The sequence below is a fragment of the Pseudomonas sp. AC136 genome, assembly GCF_979258585.1.
In genome coordinates, this window is record NZ_OZ409865.1 from 5348462 (window position 1) to 5368245 (window position 19784).

At 55.3% G+C, this 19784-nt stretch carries 8 protein-coding genes and 1 pseudogene; 2 read left to right on the plus strand and 7 right to left on the minus strand.

From position 1 onward, the window contains the following. Positions 1-76: 76 nt before the first annotated feature. The gene (locus ACZZZU_RS24050) at positions 77-1963 is read right to left on the minus strand and encodes a DUF262 domain-containing protein (RefSeq protein ID WP_463552073.1); all 1887 of its coding nucleotides are present in this window, start codon (positions 1961-1963) and stop codon (positions 77-79) included. 261 nt (positions 1964-2224) lie between these two features. On the opposite strand from ACZZZU_RS24050, the gene ACZZZU_RS24055 reads away from it, so the two are divergent. Next, entirely contained in the window at positions 2225-2461 is a 237-nt protein-coding gene (locus tag ACZZZU_RS24055) for a hypothetical protein (RefSeq protein WP_463552074.1), read from the plus strand. Here the strand turns inward: ACZZZU_RS24055 and ACZZZU_RS24060 are convergent. The 6 genes from ACZZZU_RS24060 to ACZZZU_RS24085 all read right to left on the minus strand — a co-directional run bounded on the left by ACZZZU_RS24060 (position 2458) and on the right by ACZZZU_RS24085 (position 18757). After that, complete coding sequence (locus ACZZZU_RS24060) at positions 2458-3402, minus strand: hypothetical protein (RefSeq protein ID WP_463552075.1); 945 nt, start codon at positions 3400-3402, stop codon at positions 2458-2460. The two genes, ACZZZU_RS24055 and ACZZZU_RS24060, sit on opposite strands and share 4 nt — an antisense overlap. Before the next feature lie 30 nt (positions 3403-3432). Continuing rightward, entirely contained in the window at positions 3433-4716 is a 1284-nt protein-coding gene (gene drt2 / locus ACZZZU_RS24065; protein ID WP_463552076.1) for an antiviral reverse transcriptase Drt2, read from the minus strand. 474 nt (positions 4717-5190) lie between these two features. Then, entirely contained in the window at positions 5191-8484 is a 3294-nt protein-coding gene (locus ACZZZU_RS24070) for a DEAD/DEAH box helicase (protein ID WP_463552077.1), read from the minus strand. Positions 8485-9021: 537 nt separating this feature from the next. Next, complete coding sequence (locus ACZZZU_RS24075; protein WP_463552078.1) at positions 9022-13911, minus strand: DEAD/DEAH box helicase; 4890 nt, start codon at positions 13909-13911, stop codon at positions 9022-9024. Positions 13912-14220: 309 nt separating this feature from the next. Beyond that, positions 14221-15468, minus strand: coding sequence for a ribonucleotide-diphosphate reductase subunit beta (locus tag ACZZZU_RS24080; RefSeq protein WP_122450433.1), 1248 nt, complete (start codon positions 15466-15468; stop codon positions 14221-14223). A 379-nt stretch (positions 15469-15847) separates the two neighbouring features. Beyond that, positions 15848-18757, minus strand: coding sequence for a ribonucleoside-diphosphate reductase subunit alpha (locus ACZZZU_RS24085; RefSeq protein WP_463552079.1), 2910 nt, complete (start codon positions 18755-18757; stop codon positions 15848-15850). Between the two features lie 907 nt (positions 18758-19664). Here ACZZZU_RS24085 and ACZZZU_RS24090 point away from each other — a divergent pair. Next, positions 19665-19784, plus strand: a pseudogene (locus ACZZZU_RS24090) (DNA-binding response regulator); the annotation flags it as partial.

Here is a 19784-nt window from a genome sequence, read left to right on the forward strand (position 1 = left end):
GATGTCGTCTTCGTATTTAGCAAGCTTGCATTAGCGGCCACTTTCCACGCCTGGGATCCATAGTTACGTTCGATGCTTAAGTATTTTTTGACCAGACCTTCAAAGCTTCAGCAGCTAGCAAATTGCCCCGGTTCGAAATCTCAGCCTCATGCCACTCCATCTTGGCAATAAGAGGTACGTTGAGGCGTAGGATAGTATTGGCAATTAGTTTTTCTCGTTTTACCAAAAAGTCGCAGTGCTGGGCTGACCTGTTCACGCTTAGATTTAAGAGCGTCAAGTTTCCTAGCGTTGAAATACTCTCAAGTCGGTCCCGAATCAGTTGTTGCCAAGGTGTAAGTGTACCGCCGGCGCGCACGGCCGTTTGAATATCCGACTCGTCGGTGTCTGCTGCCGTGCTGCCGTCTTTTAACGGCCAATGGGTGTGCCAGCTGCGCGGCAGAATGTGGTCGATATCGAGGGCGGATAGGTTCGGCAACTCAGGCTCCTCGCTTTTGACTGAGAATCTTAGACTGCCTTCAAGTTCAGTCAGCACTGACCGCATTTTTGCTGCATCGAGCCGGCCTGGATAAAGGGGGGCGCTGACGCAGGCATTGCGGAACTCTGCGTCATCCGGCCACCGGGAGGCATCACCCTTGAGTGTGCCCAGGTAGTCTCGGAGTGACCCGCTTGAGATGCCTGTCTTGGCTAGGTGGCGTAATAAAGTGAGGAATATGTTGTTGTAGTTTTTGGGCGTGAGCCCGCATACGGCGCGGCGCACTACATAGGACACGAGGTCGCTGAACATGCGGGCCTTGTCGTCCTCGGACGCATTCGCTGTCGAAATCAGTAAGGCCAGGGGATACAGCGTCGTGACGTCATACGCAGCGATACGGCGCCCCAGACGAGCGATGAGGGTCGAGCCGGACATGCTGATCAATTCGCGATAGTGCTCCGCGTATTGGGTCAGGGTCGCCAGTTGACTGTCGGCGCTTTTAGGTGGGTTGTCGGCAGCGTAGCGGCGGTATTCGTTGTACAAACGGGAGAGATCCACCTCGCTACCCATTTCGGCTTGCAATGTGGCATGGATCAGCCACTCTAGGCGCGGTTTGTTAATGCGCCCACGTCGCTGCTTGGTGGACCAGTATTCGTCTTCGAACGGTATCCACTGGGTGTCGTAGAGCGCTTTGGCGTCCACCTTGTCTTGGTCGGCGCGCATGAAGATGTAGTTGCGGATCAAGTCCGTGGCATGCAGCTCCGCGCCACGTCCGTTGAGTGTTTCAAAAATCACCTGGGCATCGTCTTCAACTTCCAGCGAAATGCTGACCAGCTTTAGGTCTTGCAGGACCGCCATGATGAGGCTTTCCGCATACGCGGAGGCCAGCTCGTTGCCTGAGCGAATCCATTGGGTGAATTCATGGGCAAAGAACCAGATCGCGGCCAGTGATGGCGGATGATCATGGTGCTTGCGCAGGCTGCCGTGCTGAGTGAAGTGGGCCGGATATTCGCTGCGGAAATCCTCCAGGCGCTCGATGCCTAGCGTTTTGATGAAGTGGGGACGGTCACGGAAGGTCGGCCACAGCTTGTAGCGCTCCATCTTCGGGTCGCGCATCGTTTCTTCGTTGTTGTTCTGCATGCAGCCGATCACGCTGGGCTCAAAGGCTGGGATGCCGGTGGCACGCAAGGCAAGCAGGAGCGAGGCCAACACGTACTGGAGCGTGGTCAAACGTTGCTGGCCATCGATGATGTGCAAGGTGTCCACGCCCATCAACCCTTCTTTGGCTTGAGGCTCCAGGACCACTGCACCCAGGAAGTGCGGCGTGATGTTCATGCCCGAGACCCGTGCCTGGGCTTTCTCCTGGATGTCCTGCCACAAGGCGGTCCATTGATTCCGCTGCGTCCACACATAGGCGCGCTGGTAGAACGGTACACAGTACTGGCGCCGGTCCTGGAAAATCTGGCGCACGGTGAGCGTTTCGGATTTCATGGCATTCCCTTTTTTCTGTGCATTCTGGCGTGTGTGACGCGCGGCGTCACTCGGGGCATGCATTGGCAGCAGCAGCGCTGCGCGTATTTTGGCCTTATGGTCAATCGACCCCCTCTTTTCACCCATGTCTGGCGAGAGTCCCAACTTGGACTGGTGACCACGACCCCGGTCGCTGGTCGACCGGAAGTAGGCCAGCTGGTTTACACCTCTATTGCCCACTAGCCTGATCTGTTTGAGAGCGGGCGGTTGGGGCTAGAAAAAATGAAGAAGGCTGTTGAACAGGACACGCTGGTGGCGCTGATCGAGAGCAGGGCGGCGCGGGAGTTTAGGGCGACGCGCGGGCCGGGTGGCGAGGGTTGGAGTTTGAGCACGCGGCTGGGTCGATTTTGGTTACCGGTGCGTTCGCGCCGGGAGCCGGTCAGGACGTGGGCGAGCCTTACCGCGCTGGGGCGGTTTTGCGAGACGGTGGGCATCCGCAGTTTGAGCGTGGAGTTTTAGCTTCGGTTGGGTTCGGCAAATACCAGCGAGAGATGATCGATGCTCAGCAGCTCGGCTCGGTACACCTCAAACTGGCTGCCGTCTTTCTGCTCCACCGTACTTTTGACCGGATAGGCACCAACAAAGAAGGCATGCACCTGTTCCCCTGCTTTGACGGCTTTCTCCAACTCATCCATTTCCGTAAGGAAGGCTTTGCGGCGTCGGGACTCGTCGATGCGCTCCTGCGGCACATGCGCCCAGACACGGTATCGCTTCTTGTCCACCCACACGGACTCAGCAAAACGCAGGCCCACGCCTTTGCCAGTGTACAGCCTCAATCCATCAATCCGGCCGTGGTAGATCAGTCCGGTTTCATCCTGGAAGTACTGGATCTTCTTGAAGAAGCGTGCGAAGACCTTGGTCTTATCCGCGATAGTAAAAGGCTGGTTTTTGCTGGCGTCATCATCGGACAGATAGCAATCCACCACCAAGTCCAGATAGCGTGTCCGGGTGCTGGTTTTTCGTCTATTGCCACCGCTTGAGGGTTCCGACCCGCCGCCGAAGGCCTCGTCATCACTCCCACTGGTCGTGGTTGCGCCGCCGCCATTCCCTTTGCGTGTTGGAGGCGTCAGCTTTAGTTCGGTCGGAAAGATGCTGGGTTTGTAGTCGTCTTCCTGTTCAATCGGAGAGCGGGTGATACCGCCCGCCGTGCCCGGCTGCAAAAAACCACAGTTCGGCGCATGCTCAACCTTGGTGCGAAAGTGCAGCGCCCGTTTGGATTTGCGCGCCATGTAGATGCCGACGGGAGTGAGTAGAGCACGGCAGTGCTGGTCCTCGCAGAGAAAGGTCAGTTCTTGTGCATAGTGCTCGCCGACTTCGTCGGTGAACAATTCGCGCGCCCTATAGGGGGACAGCAATTCTTCGCGTTCTGCGCAAAATGCGCGGCCAAATTTCATCGCCATGTTTCGCTCTCTCAATCCTTCAAGGGGCAGTCATTCGCCTTGGGCGGCAGAAATGCGTTCGCGCAGTCTGTGCCAGTGCGGCTTGAGCTGCTTCTTGATCGAAGGGGAGTCCATGATCCTGGCGGCCCGGTAGCCATAGGAGATGAAGTTTCTCCGGCCCAGGTAGGAGTAGCGCTTATATAGCTTCTTCAGGAACATCGAGCGGGGCAACTGCCCTCTGGCAATCCGTTTGGCATTGACCTTGTCCATGCATTTTCCCGCCAGCCCGATGCCCCTGTTTACGCGATCTTGGTAGCGAGACAATGAGGATGAGCGCAGGTAAATGTTGGCCCCATCGAAGATAAAGCCCAGATATTGCAGCGGTCGGTCGGACCTCAAGCCCCTGGCCGACCGCGTGAACTTACACGTCTCTGTTTTGGCGGCCTGGATTTCAAGGCCGATTTTATTGACCTGTAGGTCGACTAGGGCCTTGGCCTCCGCTTCCTTCTCCAGCGGGACTATCAGCAGCACATCATCGCAGTACCTGTAGTAAGCGCCACCGCAGGATTGGACATACGCGTGGATCTGCTCATCGAAGCCCATCATGTACACGTTGGACAGCATGGCGCTGATAGGGGAGCCTTGAGGGATACCTTTCTTGTCTTTGTTGGTTTCGATCAGGTCGCCATCACGCACCTTGGCACGGAACTCGTGTGGTTCGCAAACCCGCTTACGACCGTGCTTGGGGTTGTTCTTGGAGAGCCCAAGCGCTTCGTAGACTTGATCCCTGTAGACGAACGAATACTTGGTGAGGGATCGATACACCGCGTAGTGATCGTCGGGCAACTGGCTGCTGCCTAGCAGTACCTGCCAGGCAGTTTTCAGGTGCGCATGGTCTAGGTTGTCAAAGAAGCCCTTGATGTCGATGGCGATGACGCAGCAAGAGTCTCGCGTGGCGATATCCAGGAACGCATCGCGAGCAAAATCGATATTGCTTTTCTTGAGTGCTCTGAATGCCAAAATGGCGGAGGACCACGGCACCATCCCCAGGTGGTCCTCGTAGGCCCGATTCAGCAGTTCGCAGTAGTACGAATAAATGTGGCTGTCGACGTGCGCGGCGTAGGAAATTGGCCGTTCCTTTGGGGCTTTTTTGGCGACTTTCCCAATGCTTTTGTCGAAGAACACTTTCTGTGTTTGCGCGACATAACGAATGAACGGGTAAAAGGCATGTTTAGAAACAGTCTTAGGGCTTGATACGATCTCTAACGCCGCAGCCTGGTTGATCGGACGATCAAAGTGCAGATAACCCCGAGACTTGTACCAATCAAGCGCCATGAAAACATATCCTTGTTTCGAGCCAACCGGCCAGGCTTAGGATGGCGGCAATCCTCAAGCCACCTGGCCGGATAAACCCTAATGCTCCTCACATCATCCAATCAGGTACGGTCACCCCTACCGATTTCGCCGCGATTGCTAGGATCGACGTATAATGTCAGCGTTACACTTGGAGTACCTATGAAGCTAAGTATCCGAGGGCTGCTGGCCGCATTGCTGGTCACCTTTGGTTGTTACACCTGGGATGCCGCCTTGGGGCTTGACAGCTTGTAATGCACCTTTGGATCTTTATCCAAAGCGTTTTCAGGCTAGCATAAACTGGAAGCGAAACGGTAGCCCGCGACTCTGCCTAAACAAGGGAAGTTATTACCTTTCTTACGCGTAGCTAGCTACGCGTTGGATAGGATGGCGTGAGTCTCAGACGCAATGCTCTCATCTGCTAGCGACCGAGCTTTTAGCAAGGTGCGGTGGGGGTTATTCATGGACAATTACGCTCAGCGGAATGGCGAAGGTCTCTTTCAGGAACGTCTCTGTTGCTCCTAGCACGTCCAAGAATGCAGGTGCAATATGCGACAGCTTTAGGCCAGGCTGGACAATTACCACTTCGTATTCGAATGCCATTGTTCGGGCAATATTGAACAGTTTTTGCAACTGTCCCCGCGTGCCACGCTCTATACGACTAGGCTTTCCGGCCTGCACACGATTGTCTTCTTGGTGCATCAGATGTTTAAGCATGCGTCGAGGATTCTCTCTCCACTGCACGCTTTTTTGCGCCTGACCACAGACTTCATAGAAGTCGTCAATTCGAGCGCCAGGCTTTTCAGAACTTGAATATTTACAGTGGAAAAGACGCACCACAATTTTTTCGTCCAGCTTTTTCAAGGCCAGTACGTCTGCTACCTCTCCTTTGCCATCGCCATCAAAAATCAGATCAAAATCATATGGGTCTGCGAGCGTTGACTCGATGACGCGCCGCTGAATCGAAAAGGCCTTCTTCTCTGGTCCTTGAGATTCAATTTTCAAGTCGACATCAGCCCAGCTCCAAGCCGTAATTTTGCTCAAATCAAAGCTGTTTCGCTCAGTGCCCTTGGGTAACTCGAACAACTCGTTAAAGACCAGGAAGTCCCCAGTGGAAAAGTGAATGATTGGAGGGTCTTCATTGAACCACTCGGCCAAGGTCTTGCGCTTATTCCTCATGGTGGCGAAAGCTTCACCGCCACTAACTTGTTCAATAACTGCCCTATCGTCAGAAAATATGTATCGGAATTCCGCGCTGGCATGATCTGTTTCAATTTTGAATGACAGAGGCCCTTTATCCGAGTGGTTAGACAGGCTCAGATTACAATCGAAGAGTGGAGCTTTAGAGTCACCAATCTCGATGTCTAGGCGGTCTTCAGGTTCGGCTTGAAAGTCTTCTGGCCAGACGATCATTATAGGTGCCAATTCGGGGCGATCAGAGAGCCGGCGCGCTTTTATAAGACGGTTGAAAATTGCATCGATTTCGATTGATGCATCCAACAGTTTGGACCCGATGTGGGCACACCAGTCCACCCATTCGGATAAATCGTAAGCTGTTTTGTGAGACCAAATACGGCCTTTGAACGAGCACCCAATGGTGGTTCGGTCTCCATCCTCATAGCCAAGTCCAAATACATTCGACATTTTTCGGTTAGATAGCGACGCCATACCAAGTCCGGCAGCAATGTCAGATCCCATGAACATGGTGTATCGGATGTTTTTTCCGAAGGCGTGACTGACCCCTAGGTTGCTGAGTAGTAACCTATTCACCCCGCCCAAGACTCTGAAAATGTCTTTGCCCGCGATCCGTTCAGTCTCGCCGCATACAGCCTCAGCAATTTTTTCGTGGAAGTCTTTACTCGAACTATTTATAAACAAGAGTTTCCTCTCATCGCTCCAATGAAGTACATGCAAGTTCCATTCGACGTTCTGAATTTGCTTTACCTCACCCCAGCGCACAGGCTCCTCGTCACGGGTGATAAAGATTGCGACGTTGCTATCGGGGTTAACCACCGGGCCGGCATGGAGCCGGGTACCCTGTACTTCATCAATCACTTTAAGCGGATCCCACTGGTCGCAGGCCGTACGATAGATAACCGCGCTCATCCTAGGAAATAGAGTCTGCAAAGGAATGTCGTGTAGGCTGCCAGTAAACCCTTCCAACATTTCATTACGCTTCTGGGCTCTCCCTGTGGTTGCTTCACTGAGCATTTTTAGTAAGAAGTTCCAGTCGGCATCCTCAGCGTAAAGGTTGCGGAGTGCATTGCTGGTGACGTCGTCTGCAACGTTGGCAACGACATGGGCATTACCGACATTCTGGGGATAGTCCCGCGTAAAGCGCCCGACGAATTGAAGCGTGATTGCGAGGCTTTTGTGACGATCATGTAGGGCTGCGATCTTAAGTTGGGGTAGATCAAATCCTTCACCGAACATATCAACGCAGATGAGGATACGGCTCTGCCGTTGTAATAGGGCTTTCAGGCGGGTGTCTCGTTCCTGGCGGGACAGTTTGCTATGAATGACCACGGGCGCGTACGCAGGAAATTCCCTGCGATAGATCGCCTCGATATTCGCAGCCCGGCTGATATCATCTGTTCTAGCCATGAGCAGATGATCAAACCCTAGATGTAGATCAGTATTGAGCTGCCCGACGGCACGTCGCGCAATGGCCAAATCTGCTTCGCCGGTGGTGTATTCCTCAACGGACAACAGCTTGACCGGTCGAAAGTAGCCTTCACTCTGAGCGCGAGACAACGGATAAGAATAGATGAAGCGCCCGTCGACACGTTTCCCGTCGGTTCTAAAAGGAGTTGCGGTGAATTGAAGAATAGGTTTTTTGCTCTCGAACTGACGCTTGAATTCGCTCCATGTTCGGGCTGCAATGTGATGGGCCTCATCAATGAACAGATGCGAGCATAACTCGGCCATCCGCTCCTGTACTTCTGGCTCGCACTGCCCAGCCACACTCATACTCGTGACTATGACGTTTGCACGCCGGAAGACTAGATCTACCTCCTCTGATGTCTTGGGGCGATGAAGAAGCTTCGCCACGACTGGAGGCCTGATCGTTTGCGGTACACAGCCACATTCCACCAGCTTTCCTAAAGTAGTGAACTTGAGGGCAATTTGATCCCGAAGCGCTGAGTTGGGTACAACGACCAGAAGACGTGGGAGCTGAGCACTTACTAAAAGAGCCAGCATTGTTTCTGTTTTGCCAGTTCCCGTGGGCATAACGATAGTTGCCGGTGCTTCTGTGGTACTCCAATGAGCAAGGGCGGCATACAGTGCGCCAATCTGAGGACGCCGTAATCCTTTCTTGCCTGCGTCGCGATTCTCTTGTCGAAACTCGAAGCTACTCCCCCAGCTGTTCAGGATCTCTGTGCACCGAGCCTCACTGTCCTCCATGGATTCATTCTTTGTGTTGATCGGACGCGGGTTGATCCAAGTTGCTGCGTTTTGCCGCTCAGCGTCGAGGCAGTCTTTAGGCTCTACGACGTCCCGCATCAGTAGGCTTGTGTCAGCGGGGCCTGTCAGAGCCGTCGAGCGGGGAGAAATGAAAATGCAGCCAGTGTCATCTTGCGCAAGAAATCCATGGAGCCCTCGATTGAGGTAGGGGGTTATTCGCACTTTCTTCGCATAGGCGAGATGCCTATAGCCTAGGATCGGGTTTCCCAACACGGCACCTGACAACTCCAGGCATTTTGGAACTGCAAGGATGCCGTTTTCATCAAACAGATCTGGCTCAATCACGGGTCTCAGCTCCCTGCCGTGCGACTTGTCCGCTCGTTGTGCTGCTACCCAGCACTAAGTCGAAATTACAAAATTAACTTAACGGAAGTGGTGGCACTGCGCCACGCTTTTGGTGTGAACAAGGGTGCTTAAGTAATAATTTTAGCGCTCTCGTTTACAGCTCCAATGCGCTTGAAGCGACAGCTCAAGATGAAGGTGTCGGGGGACCAGGGAGTCATTTCCTCTGTGTTAAAGGAATACGAGCGCTTTATAACTTGGCTGGCTGGGCAGGCCCCTGAGGATGATATCAAACGCCTGACCAATATCATTTTCCAGAAACTACACGAGCTGGTTCCTGTTGGGACGGCCGCGCGTACTCGCTGCACTAACTCAGCTACTAGGTATTAATTGGGCCTCTAAGGAGTGGTCGTATCTGAACTCGGGCACTCATGAGGATGAGCGCTACGAGTTTGGTCGTGAAACAGACCAAGGAATTGTTGATGCGTTAACCTCGATCGACATGGCCTGCGCTAGAAGAGACCATGTCTTCATCCACCGCTAGGCGAGATCGAGGGGGGGGAGTGCCCTAACGATTTTGACGGTTTCTAGGCTGAGGGTGACCACGCGAAGGAACAGCTCCATCGGGTATTTGGGATTGCTCATTGTTTCGATAGCCCAGTCGTTGGCGTCGTTGACAATGCCGCTGGCCTTGTCGGTTCTCACACTCTGTCGATCCATTACCCAGTCCAGCGCGGACTTCCCGTTTACCTCGTACTCCCATGCCGCCGTAGGGATGTCTTTAAGTGTGATTCTGTTGTTGTAGATGACGGCTGTCTTATCTCCCTTTTTTGCGAATTTCATTTTTTCCACGCGGTAGTCAGCGTTGGTGAGCGCGCCTTTGCCCTCGATAGTTAGCGGATATGGCTGGAGAGATTCGTAGTTCAAATGCAGCTCGGCTAAGGCGCGGCCTGCTTTGCTGAAGGCCCAAAAAGCGGCGACTGTCTTTACTGCTGGAATACGCGGAAGCTCTTTGCCCAAGTTGTCAGCATAACGTTCTCGATAATCTGAGGAATGGAGAATGCCGTAGACGTAGTAGAACAAGTCTTCTTTGCTTATCTCTTCGCCAGGATAAGCCGACATGAAATGTTCCAGTCCCTCATCAGTGATGGCATATCGACGATGTAGACCATTAGCCGGCTGATTCGCAAATAGGTCGTGCGCGTCCTCCTGAGAGGTTTCATCGTATAGATACAGGGGGAAGCATTGCGTTCCACCATCGCCCATGATCTTCAAGCCGGGAATGAAAGAAAAAATGAATGTAGAGAAGGCGACTGTCCCCCCGGAAGATGGGACACAGATCACTAGATTCTTCTTGGCCGCATCAGGGAAAATACGCGGCATCTGTAAAACACGCTCGTTGAATACTCGATTGAAATAGAGCCATTGCTTTGCAAATGGTCGGTATAGGCTGGGTACCATGTGTTCCGGTTCGAATGTGTGTTGCCGGTTTCTTATTAGCTCTTGTTTAAGATTGACCGTCCAGCTGATCCGAGTGGGGTCTGTGTTAATAAAGCCGCCCACTCGCTCCTGCCTTAATTTGCTATCTGCACCTGGATGGGTAGCGTTGAAGCGCACGACTTCGGCATTGTAAAAGTCGATCATGCTGGTCATGTTGTCGGCAAGTTTTTCCTTACTAGCGTTGTAAGCCCAAGCATCGCGGTTGGTTACGATCCCTAGCGAGAAATTTTCGAACAGTTTTGGCGCGTCGCTCTTCTTGTCACCTAGTACCATGAATTGGCTAAAGCTATTGTCACGCTGCTTTAACCAGTCCCCGTGCTCATCTGGAGTAATCTGTTGCCACTGGTCAATGCCGGCCACGCTGGCATACCCGGAAATTTTTTCCAGCTTCTCCTCACGGCTGAGATAGTCACCAATATCGTGGAAATGAATCTGCCCGTGCTTGTGGGCTTCTGGGTTCTTGACCAGTATCGATATGGCAATAGGGGCACGACTACCGCTACCGAAAATCTTCCCTCCTTCCTTGCGCGATGTTTCGCCGCTGGTGCGCTGATTGCCCCGCAAGTGGAAAACATAGAGGCTGGAGAATTCACCCGCCAGGCATTTTCTCAGGCCGTCTGCGGTATTGGCCTCAACAAATCCAGCATTTGTCACAAAGCCGATCACTCCCGCATTGCCGATGCGGTCGCTAGCCCAACGAATCGCTCGTATGTAGCTGTCGTAAAGCCCTTTGGACAAGGTTGCTTCGGAACGGGCAACGTAGGATTCTTCGATGCGTTTATCCAACGCAGGGTAACTAACATTTTGGTTGTTATCGTTTTGGCTGCCCTGGCCAATTGAATATGGCGGGTTGCCTACGATCACCCTAATGTCTAGCGCCTTTTGCCTCTTGCGTCGGGCGCTGTTATCCACAAGCAATGCGTCTACCAGATCGTCTTTTTCATACATCTGGAATGTGTCGGTCAGGCAGATGCCTTCAAATGGGGTGTACTCGTCGATCACTTCGCCGTGGTAGGCGGCTTCGATATTGATGGCGGCGATGTAGTAGGCCAGTAGTACCAGTTCGTTCGCATGGATCTCGTGTTTGTACTTGTGCGGCAGCTCTTCAGGTTTGATCAGGCCTGACTGGATCAAGCGGGTGATGAAAGTTCCGGTGCCGGTGAACGGGTCGATGATGTGTACGCCTTTGCTACCCAGGGTCTGATTGAACTCCTGTTGCAGCAAGTGATTGACGCTGTGAAGGATGAAATCAACTACCTCGACAGGGGTGTAAACGATGCCCAGGCGCTCAGTCATCTTAGGGAATGCGTTGCGGAAGAACTTTTCGTACAGCTCGACGATGATTTTCTGCTTGCCCTGAGCGTTGTTGATGCCGGCAGCGCGTTGACGCACGCTGGCATAGAACTTATCCAGGGTGTCCGCTTCCTTGGCCAGGTGGTGCTCATGGAGGGCATCCAGCACGCCCTGCATCGCTTTGGACATAGGGTTGTGACTTGCGAAGCTGTATTCATCGAACAGCGCATCGAATACCGGCTTGGTTACCAGGTGCTGGGCGAGCATTTCGACGATCTCGCCATCGCTGATGCTATCGTTAAGGTCGTCGCGCAGTTCGGCAGCGAAGGCGTTGAAGGCGGCTTTTTCCTGGATATTGGCAGAGTTCTCTAAGATTCCTTGAATGCGGTCGATGTGGGTGCGGGCGATCTTGGCGATGTCATTGGCCCAGTCTTCCCAATGATGGCGATTGCCGCACTTCTCGACGATTTTGGCGTAGATGGCCTTTTCGATTTCACCCACTTCGTAAGTTAGCTCGGCCTGCTGAGTCATCTGGCCTTCTGCATCGTGCCTCGGGCGCTTATCGCCGATGCCGTATTGGCCTTTGCCGGCCTGACCATTGCCCGTGCCACTGGTTTTCTTCGCCTTCTTATCGGCCTTGTCGGTGATGGCTATAACTTCCATCTTGCGGGGGTCTGAGCCGATCAGATCAAGCTTGTTGACCATGGCGTCGAAGCTGTCGTCATGCGAGCGCAGGGCCTGGAGTACCTGCCAAACGACCTTGTAGGTCTGGTTGTCGTTGAGTGCTTCGTGCGGCTCCATACCGGCCGGAATGACCACGGGCAGTACCACATAGCCGCGTTTCTTGCCCGGCGCGTTGCGCATCACTCGGCCTACAGACTGCACCACGTCTACCTGGGAGTTACGCGGGGTCAGGAAGAGCACAGCGTCCAGCGCAGGCACGTCCACACCTTCGGACAGGCAGCGCACGTTGCTGAGAATGCGGCAGGTGTTGGCAGGTGGTTCTTCTTTCAACCAATTGAGCTTGGCTTCTTTCTGGCTGGCATTCATACCGCCATCGACGTGTGAAGCTTCGCAGGTGATGCGCGAGGCCTCGTCGATGTTTTCGGACTCTTGATAAGCCTCAACCACCGACTTGAACATGCTAGCGATGTTGATCGAGCTGACCTTGTGCTTAGTGCCCTTGTAGTTGGGCGAGATCACTTGGCAGAAGGCTACCGCACGCTTCATGGGCTGATCATCACCCACCAGGTTTTCTGCTAGCCCTTGTTTAGCCAAGGCCTTCCAGCAGCCGACGATTTTGGCGGCATCGTCCACCTTGAGTTGGTTGTCTTCGTCTTTCAGCAGTTCCTGAAGCCGACGACTGACAATGCTCTCTTCAACAGTGAGTACCAAAACCTTGTAATCGGTGAGTAGGCCGCGCTGAACGGCCTCGGAGAAGTTAATGACAAACAGTTCTTTACCATACAGCACTTCGTCATCCATAGAGCACAGGGTGACTTCACCGGACTCGGCCTTGATCTTGGCGTTGTCGCCGTAGATGCGCGGGGTGGCCGTCATGTACAGGCGTTTAGCTGCACGGATGTAGTCTGCATCGTGGATGCGCACAAAAGTGCTTTCGTCATCGTCGTCGAAGGTCGCGCCAGTTGTGCGATGCGCTTCGTCGCAGATCACCAGGTCGAATGCCGCCAGGTCGTATTCGTGCTGGGCGCGACTGATTACGTCAATGGAGTGATAGGTGGAGAAGACCACACTCATGTGATCGGCATCGTGGCGCTTGAGCATTTCGGCGGCGAGGCGATCTGCCTTGGTGGTGGCTGGGTAGCGCAGTTCGTGAGTGAACACCTGCACGGTGTCTTCATCGGCCTTGCGCTTCTTGCCTACGTCGCTGTCAGAGCAAACGGCAAAGCTATGGAGCGGGGTTGCGCTTTCCTGTGTCCACTCGGTGAGGGTCTGCGATAACAGGGACAGGCTCGGCACCAGGAACAGGACACGCTTGCCCTTGCCTGCCAGACGCTCGGCAATCTTCAGGCTGGTGAAGGTCTTGCCGGTTCCGCACGCCATGATCAATTTGCCGCGCTCGGCATCATTAAGGCCGGCAGCGGTGGCGTTTAGTGCTGTCTGCTGGTGATCGCGCAGCTGTTTCTTGGCCTTGAGCGCAACGGCTTGGTTGGGTTGGTACTTAGCCCAGTCGATTTGGCTTTCTTCCAGGGCTTGCAGGTCGATCTTATTGATCGTCTGGTGTTGGCCCTGCAATGCGTCCTCGGCGTGTTCGCTCCAGTTGTTGGTGGTTGCAACTATAATCCTGTGAGTGAACGGAGCTTTACCCGAGGCGGTGAAGAAGCTGTCGATGTCCTTCTTCTGGACTTTGTAGTCTTCGGCGTACAGCTTGCACTGGATGGCATGGTACTCGCCTGTGCCCTGGGTGCGTGCCACCAGGTCGATGCCTGTGTCTCGACTGTCGAGCCCTTCCTCCTTGGCCCAATCTGAGTACATCCACACCTTGTCATAGAGGTCACTGTATGTGGCCTCGTTGCGCAGGTAGGCGCAGATCAGCTCTTCGAAGTAGGTGCCTTTTTCGCGTTCGGTGACAGATGTAGATCGATAGGTGTCGAGCAGGGATTGAAGGGCTGACATTGAAGAGGAATTCCTTTTAGGCACGACTGGTGCGTCATGGGCACCAAACTGAGGAGTCTACCAATTGGAGAGCGTTGCTACAGCTTTTGAGGGGCTAGCGGCACTGAGGCGAGCAGGCAAGTGCCTACGAAGTACGGGGCGATTCATAGTTAGCCCGAAACTCGTATTGGTCCACTAGCTCCGTATCAAATGGACATGAGTGTTTGGAGAATAAAAAAGGGCTGCCCAATGGCAGCCCTTTTTGGCGCATCCGTTTCACGCTTAGCGAGAAACTTTCACGGTATAGCGATTTTGAGCGTTAGCGAGCCATCAATCCCAGCTCAACGCCCCCCCAGTCTGATACTCGATCACTCTGGTCTCAAAGAAGTTCTTCTCCTTCTTCAAATCCATAATCTCGCTCATCCACGGGAACGGGTTAGTAGTCCCTGGGTATTCTTCCTTCAAGCCAATCTGCGACAGGCGACGGTTGGCGATGAATTTGAGGTAGTCCTCCATCATCGCGGCGTTCATGCCGAGTACGCCGCGAGGCATGGTGTCGCGGGCGTATTCGATTTCCAGCTGCGTGCCCTGGAGGATCATTTGGGTCGCTTCGTCTTTCATCTGCGCGTCCCAGAGGCTCGGGTTTTCGATTTTGATCTGGTTGATCACGTCGATGCCGAAGTTCAGGTGCATGCTTTCGTCGCGCAGGATGTATTGGAACTGCTCGGCGGTGCCGGTCATTTTGTTGCGGCGGCCCATGGAGAGAATCTGGGTGAAGCCGCAGTAGAAGAAGATGCCTTCCAGTACGCAGTAGTAGGCGATGAGGTTGCGCAGGAATTGGCGGTCGGTTTCCGGGGTGCCGGTTTCGAATTTCGGGTCGGAGATCGAGCGGGTGTATTTGAGGCCCCAGCTGGCTTTTTTAGCGACCGATGGGATCTCGTGGTACATGTTGAAGATCTCGCCTTCGTCCATGCCCAGCGATTCGATGCAGTACTGGTAGGCGTGGGTGTGAATCGCCTCTTCGAAGGCCTGGCGCAGGATGTACTGGCGGCATTCGGGGTTGGTGATCAGGCGGTACACGGCCAGTACCAGGTTGTTGGCAACCAGGCTGTCGGCGGTGGAGAAGAAGCCGAGGTTGCGCATGACGATGCGGCGCTCGTCTTCGCTGAGGCCGTCGTTGCTCTTCCACAGGGCAATGTCGGCGTTCATGTTTACTTCTTGCGGCATCCAGTGGTTGGCGCAGCCGTCGAGGTATTTCTGCCAGGCCCAGTCGTATTTGAAGGGTACGAGTTGGTTGAGGTCGGCGCGGGCGTTGATCATTTGCTTGTCGCCCACGTGTACGCGGGCGCTGGTGCCGGCCAGGTCGTCGAGGCCTTCCTGGATGTCCAGGTCGTTCAGGGCGGATTTGGCGCGGGCCACGGCGTCGGAGTCGTTGGCGTCTACGGCGCGGGCTTCGAGGGCGGCGTTACCGCCGACTTGGTTGAGCTTGTCGAGGCTCATGTCGTTGACGGCGGCGTTGGTGGACGGGGCAGCGGCTTCGGCGCTGTCCTCTTTGTCGAATTCATCCCAGCTCAGCATGTGTTTGCTCCCGGCTTTGGGCCGTGCGCCTGGGGCGGGCGGCCTTTGTGAGTTTCTAGTCTAGTTCGATGCTTGTGCACGCAAAGCAGGGACTGACTTTTTGGTTTTATTCCAGCCCGGCGATGGGTTGCCGGGTTGGGTTGGGTTGTTTGGTGGGGATTTGTGTTGGGGCTTCCCCTCACCCCAACCCTCTCCCGTGGGGAGAGGGGGCTAGCTGTTTGTAGCCGGGAGGGCGGGGGTGGGCCGCCTTCTTTGGCTTGGCTTGAGATTCTGGATTCCGAAATGTCGGACCACCGCCTTCGCGGGAATGACGGTGGAAATTTCAAAATCTCCGTCATCCCGGCGGAGGCCGGGATCCAGTATCTCGCGCGGTACTACTTTATTGGCAGGCTTCGCAATCCGGCTCGTCGATGGCGCAGGCCTTCGGAACTGGTGCTGGGCCGGCTTGTGGGGCTGGTGCTGCCGACTGGGCCGGTGCCGCGCTTTGGCTTTCGCCACCACCGCTCGACACGGCGTTCAGTTTGCCGGTGTTGATGGTGGATTTTTCGGTGCTGGTGGCGGCCAGGGCACGGAGGTAGTAGGTGGTTTTCAGGCCACGGTACCAAGCCATGCGGTAGGTCACGTCCAGTTTCTTGCCGCTGGCGCCAGCGATGTAGAGGTTCAGGGACTGGGCCTGGTCGATCCATTTCTGGCGACGGCTGGCGGCGTCCACGATCCACTTGGTGTCGACTTCAAACGCGGTGGCGTAGAGGTCTTTCAGTTCTTGCGGAATACGCTCGATCTGTTGCACCGAACCGTCGTAGTACTTGAGGTCGTTGATCATGACCGAGTCCCACAGGCCGCGGGCTTTGAGGTCGCGTACCAAGTAGGGGTTGATCACGGTGAACTCGCCCGAGAGGTTCGATTTCACGTACAGGTTCTGGTAGGTCGGTTCGATCGACTGCGACACGCCGGTGATGTTGGCGATGGTGGCGGTCGGTGCGATGGCCATGATGTTGGAGTTACGGATGCCTTTCTGTACGCGCTCACGTACCGGCGCCCAGTCGAGGCTTTCGGCCAGGTCGACGTCGATGTATTTCTGGCCGCGTTGCTCGATCAGGATTTGCTGCGAGTCGAGCGGCAGAATGCCTTTGCTCCACAGCGAGCCCTGGAAGGTTTCGTAGGCGCCACGCTCATCGGCCAGGTCGCACGAGGCTTGGATGGCGTAGTAGCTGACCGCTTCCATGGAGCTGTCGGCGAACTGCACGGCAGCGTCCGAGCCGTATGGAATGTGCTGCAGGTACAGCGCGTCCTGGAAGCCCATGATGCCAAGGCCGACCGGGCGGTGTTTGAAGTTCGAGTTACGCGCTTGCGGCACCGAGTAGTAGTTGATGTCGATAACGTTATCGAGCATGCGAACGGCGGTGTTCACGGTGCGTTGCAGTTTGGCCAGGTCCAGCTTGCCGTCGACGATGTGGTTCGGCAGGTTGATGGAGCCCAGGTTGCAAACGGCGATTTCGTCCTTGTTGGTGTTCAAGGTGATTTCGGTGCACAGGTTCGAGCTGTGAACCACGCCCACGTGCTGCTGCGGGCTGCGCAGGTTGCATGGGTCTTTGAAGGTCAGCCATGGGTGGCCGGTTTCAAACAGCATGGAGAGCATCTTGCGCCACAGGTCTTTGGCCTGGATGGTCTTGAACAGTTTGATTTTGCCGCCGTACTGGGTCAGGGCTTCGTAGTACTCGTAGCGCTCTTCGAAGGCTTTACCGGTGAGGTCGTGCAGGTCTGGCACTTCGCTTGGCGAGAACAGGGTCCACGGGCCGTCGTCGAAGACGCGCTTCATGAACAGGTCTGGAATCCAGTTGGCAGTGTTCATGTCGTGGGTGCGGCGACGGTCGTCACCGGTGTTCTTGCGCAGCTCGATGAACTCTTCGATGTCCATGTGCCAGGTTTCCAGGTAGGCACACACCGCGCCTTTGCGCTTGCCGCCCTGGTTTACCGCTACGGCGGTGTCGTTGACTACTTTGAGGAACGGCACAACACCTTGCGATTTGCCGTTGGTGCCTTTGATGTAGGCGCCCAGCGAGCGAACCGGTGTCCAGTCGTTGCCCAGGCCGCCGGCGAATTTGCTCAGCAGGGCGTTGTCGCGAATGGCGTCGTAGATGCCGCCCAGGTCGTCCGGCACGGTGGTCAGGTAGCACGAGCTCAGCTGCGCACGCAGGGTACCGGCGTTGAACAGGGTAGGGGTGGAGCTCATGTAGTCGAACGACGACAGCAAGTTGTAGAACTCGATGGCGCGGTCTTCTTTCTGCTTCTCTTCAATCGCCAGGCCCATGGCCACGCGCATGAAGAACACTTGCGGCAGTTCGAAGCGGATGCCGTCTTTGTGAATGAAGTAGCGGTCGTACAGGGTTTGCAGGCCCAGGTAGGTGAACTGCTGGTCGCGCTCGTGGTTGATAGCTTTGCCCAGTTTTTCCAGGTCGAAGTCTTTCAGCACGGGGTTGAGCAGTTCGAACTCAACGCCTTTTTCGATGTAGGCCGGCAGCGCTTTGGCGTACAGGTCGGCCATCTCGTGGTGGGTGGCGCTGGTGGCGACACCGAGGAAGCCCAGGCCTTCGGCGCGGATGTTGTCCATCAGCAGGCGGGCGGTCACGTAGGAGTAGTTCGGCTCACGCTCAACCAGGGTACGGGCGGTCATCACCAGGGCGGTGTTGACGTCGTTCTGGGCCACGCCGTCGTACAGGTTTTTCAGGGTTTCGCGTTGGATCAGGTCGCCGTCCACTTCAGCCAGGCCTTCGCAGGCTTCGGTGACGATGGTGTTCAGTCGGCCCATGTCCAGCGGCGTCACGCTGCCGTCGGGGTGGGTCACGCGAATGCTTGGGTGCGGCTGTGCCGGTTCGTTGCTGCCACGTACGGCGCGCTCTTTGGTGCGGGCGTCGCGGTAGATGACGTAGTCGCGGGCCACTTTCTGCTCGCCGGCACGCATCAGGGCCAGTTCAACCTGGTCCTGAATTTCTTCGATGTGGATAGTGCCGCCAGACGGCATGCGGCGCTTGAAGGTGGCGCTGACTTGTTCGGTCAGGCGTGCAACGGTCTCGTGAATACGCGACGAAGCGGCAGCGGTGCCGCCCTCAACTGCGAGAAAGGCCTTGGTGATGGCAACGGTGATTTTGTCATCGGTATACGGCACCACGGTGCCGTTACGTTTGATCACGCGCAGCTGGCCAGGGGCGGTGGCGTTCAGGTCCTGAGTGGTGTCAGGCACTTGAGGCGCTACGGCCTGGGGGGTCTCGCGAGAGAGGTCGGTCTGCATGAATGTCTCCGTGTTCTGCATTTATCTAAGTTTTGGACACTGTCTGGTGAAGCCGTTCATTCCGTGTGTCTTAGAGCCCAAGGGCCCAAAGCCAGGTATTTCAAATAACCACATGCCACAAAACAGATCGCCCTGCGCCTGGCGCGCCCGAGTAAGGGGAGGCCGGCAGCAAGGCGTTCAACAGGTCTGAGGGGTACTGCTCAAGCTCATCCCTGGCTCAAAAAGCAACGTTCGTTGGTTAAAACGTAACCACAATACCTAGTGGTGTGTGCCTGGAGGCTTTACACCGAAGCGGGCCGTTCGTCGAGCATAATTTCGGCCAGCTTTCCCATCTGCTGCCGAGGCGGCAATTGGGTGAATTTCTTAGCGCTAGTGCCACCGGCGGCAGGCCAGCGAACGGGCCGTTGCGTTTCATTCTTCTAGTGTCCGGTAACGGGTCAAAACCCAACATGTAGGTGTTTGGCGCGATGGGGATACAAGATAGAGCGCTCACCGACGCATTGCAAGGCGACTGTTACACACAACCTGTGGATAAAGCTGTGGGTTACTTTGGGGTAACTTCGCTGAGCCCGCACCATCAGCGGGATTGACCGGATTACGCCATTCGTCGCTGATGAAATGCCAGGTTTTGTAGGGCGAGTCCTACATCGTGCGGTGGTGAGGCTAACACTATATGTTGTGTTTTTTGTTGCAGGGGATAGGGGCTTTATGCGTGGGGTTGGTCGAGTGCGGCGCTGGCGCGTTCCCCCCTCTCCCTAGCCCTCTCCCCGAGGGGCGAGGGGATTGATCGGCGGGCGGTTCGGCCCAGCTCGCCCGTGAACGAGAAAGGGCGAGGTCCTACGCAGGACTTAGCCGATATACAATGCCGCCCTTTCGCAGTCCCGCCCTCATTTATTAGGAGTCAGTGGTGGAGCAAGAAGCCTGGCACATCCTTATTGTCGAAGACGACGAGCGTCTGGCCGAGCTCACCCGTGAGTACCTGGAAGGCAATGGCCTGCGCGTGGCCATTGAGTCGGACGGGGCGAAA

What these genes read in the sequence shown, in the direction of transcription:
- ACZZZU_RS24050 (WP_463552073.1), bottom strand. Translation starts at nt 1,963, where the DNA reads ATGAAATCCGAAACGCTCACCGTGCGCCAGATTTTCCAGGACCGGCGC.
- ACZZZU_RS24055 (WP_463552074.1), top strand. Translation starts at nt 2,225, where the DNA reads ATGAAGAAGGCTGTTGAACAGGACACGCTGGTGGCGCTGATCGAGAGC.
- ACZZZU_RS24060 (WP_463552075.1), bottom strand. Translation starts at nt 3,402, where the DNA reads ATGGCGATGAAATTTGGCCGCGCATTTTGCGCAGAACGCGAAGAATTG.
- drt2 (WP_463552076.1), bottom strand. Translation starts at nt 4,716, where the DNA reads ATGGCGCTTGATTGGTACAAGTCTCGGGGTTATCTGCACTTTGATCGT.
- ACZZZU_RS24075 (WP_463552078.1), bottom strand. Translation starts at nt 13,911, where the DNA reads ATGTCAGCCCTTCAATCCCTGCTCGACACCTATCGATCTACATCTGTC.
- ACZZZU_RS24080 (WP_122450433.1), bottom strand. Translation starts at nt 15,468, where the DNA reads ATGCTGAGCTGGGATGAATTCGACAAAGAGGACAGCGCCGAAGCCGCT.
- ACZZZU_RS24085 (WP_463552079.1), bottom strand. Translation starts at nt 18,757, where the DNA reads ATGCAGACCGACCTCTCTCGCGAGACCCCCCAGGCCGTAGCGCCTCAA.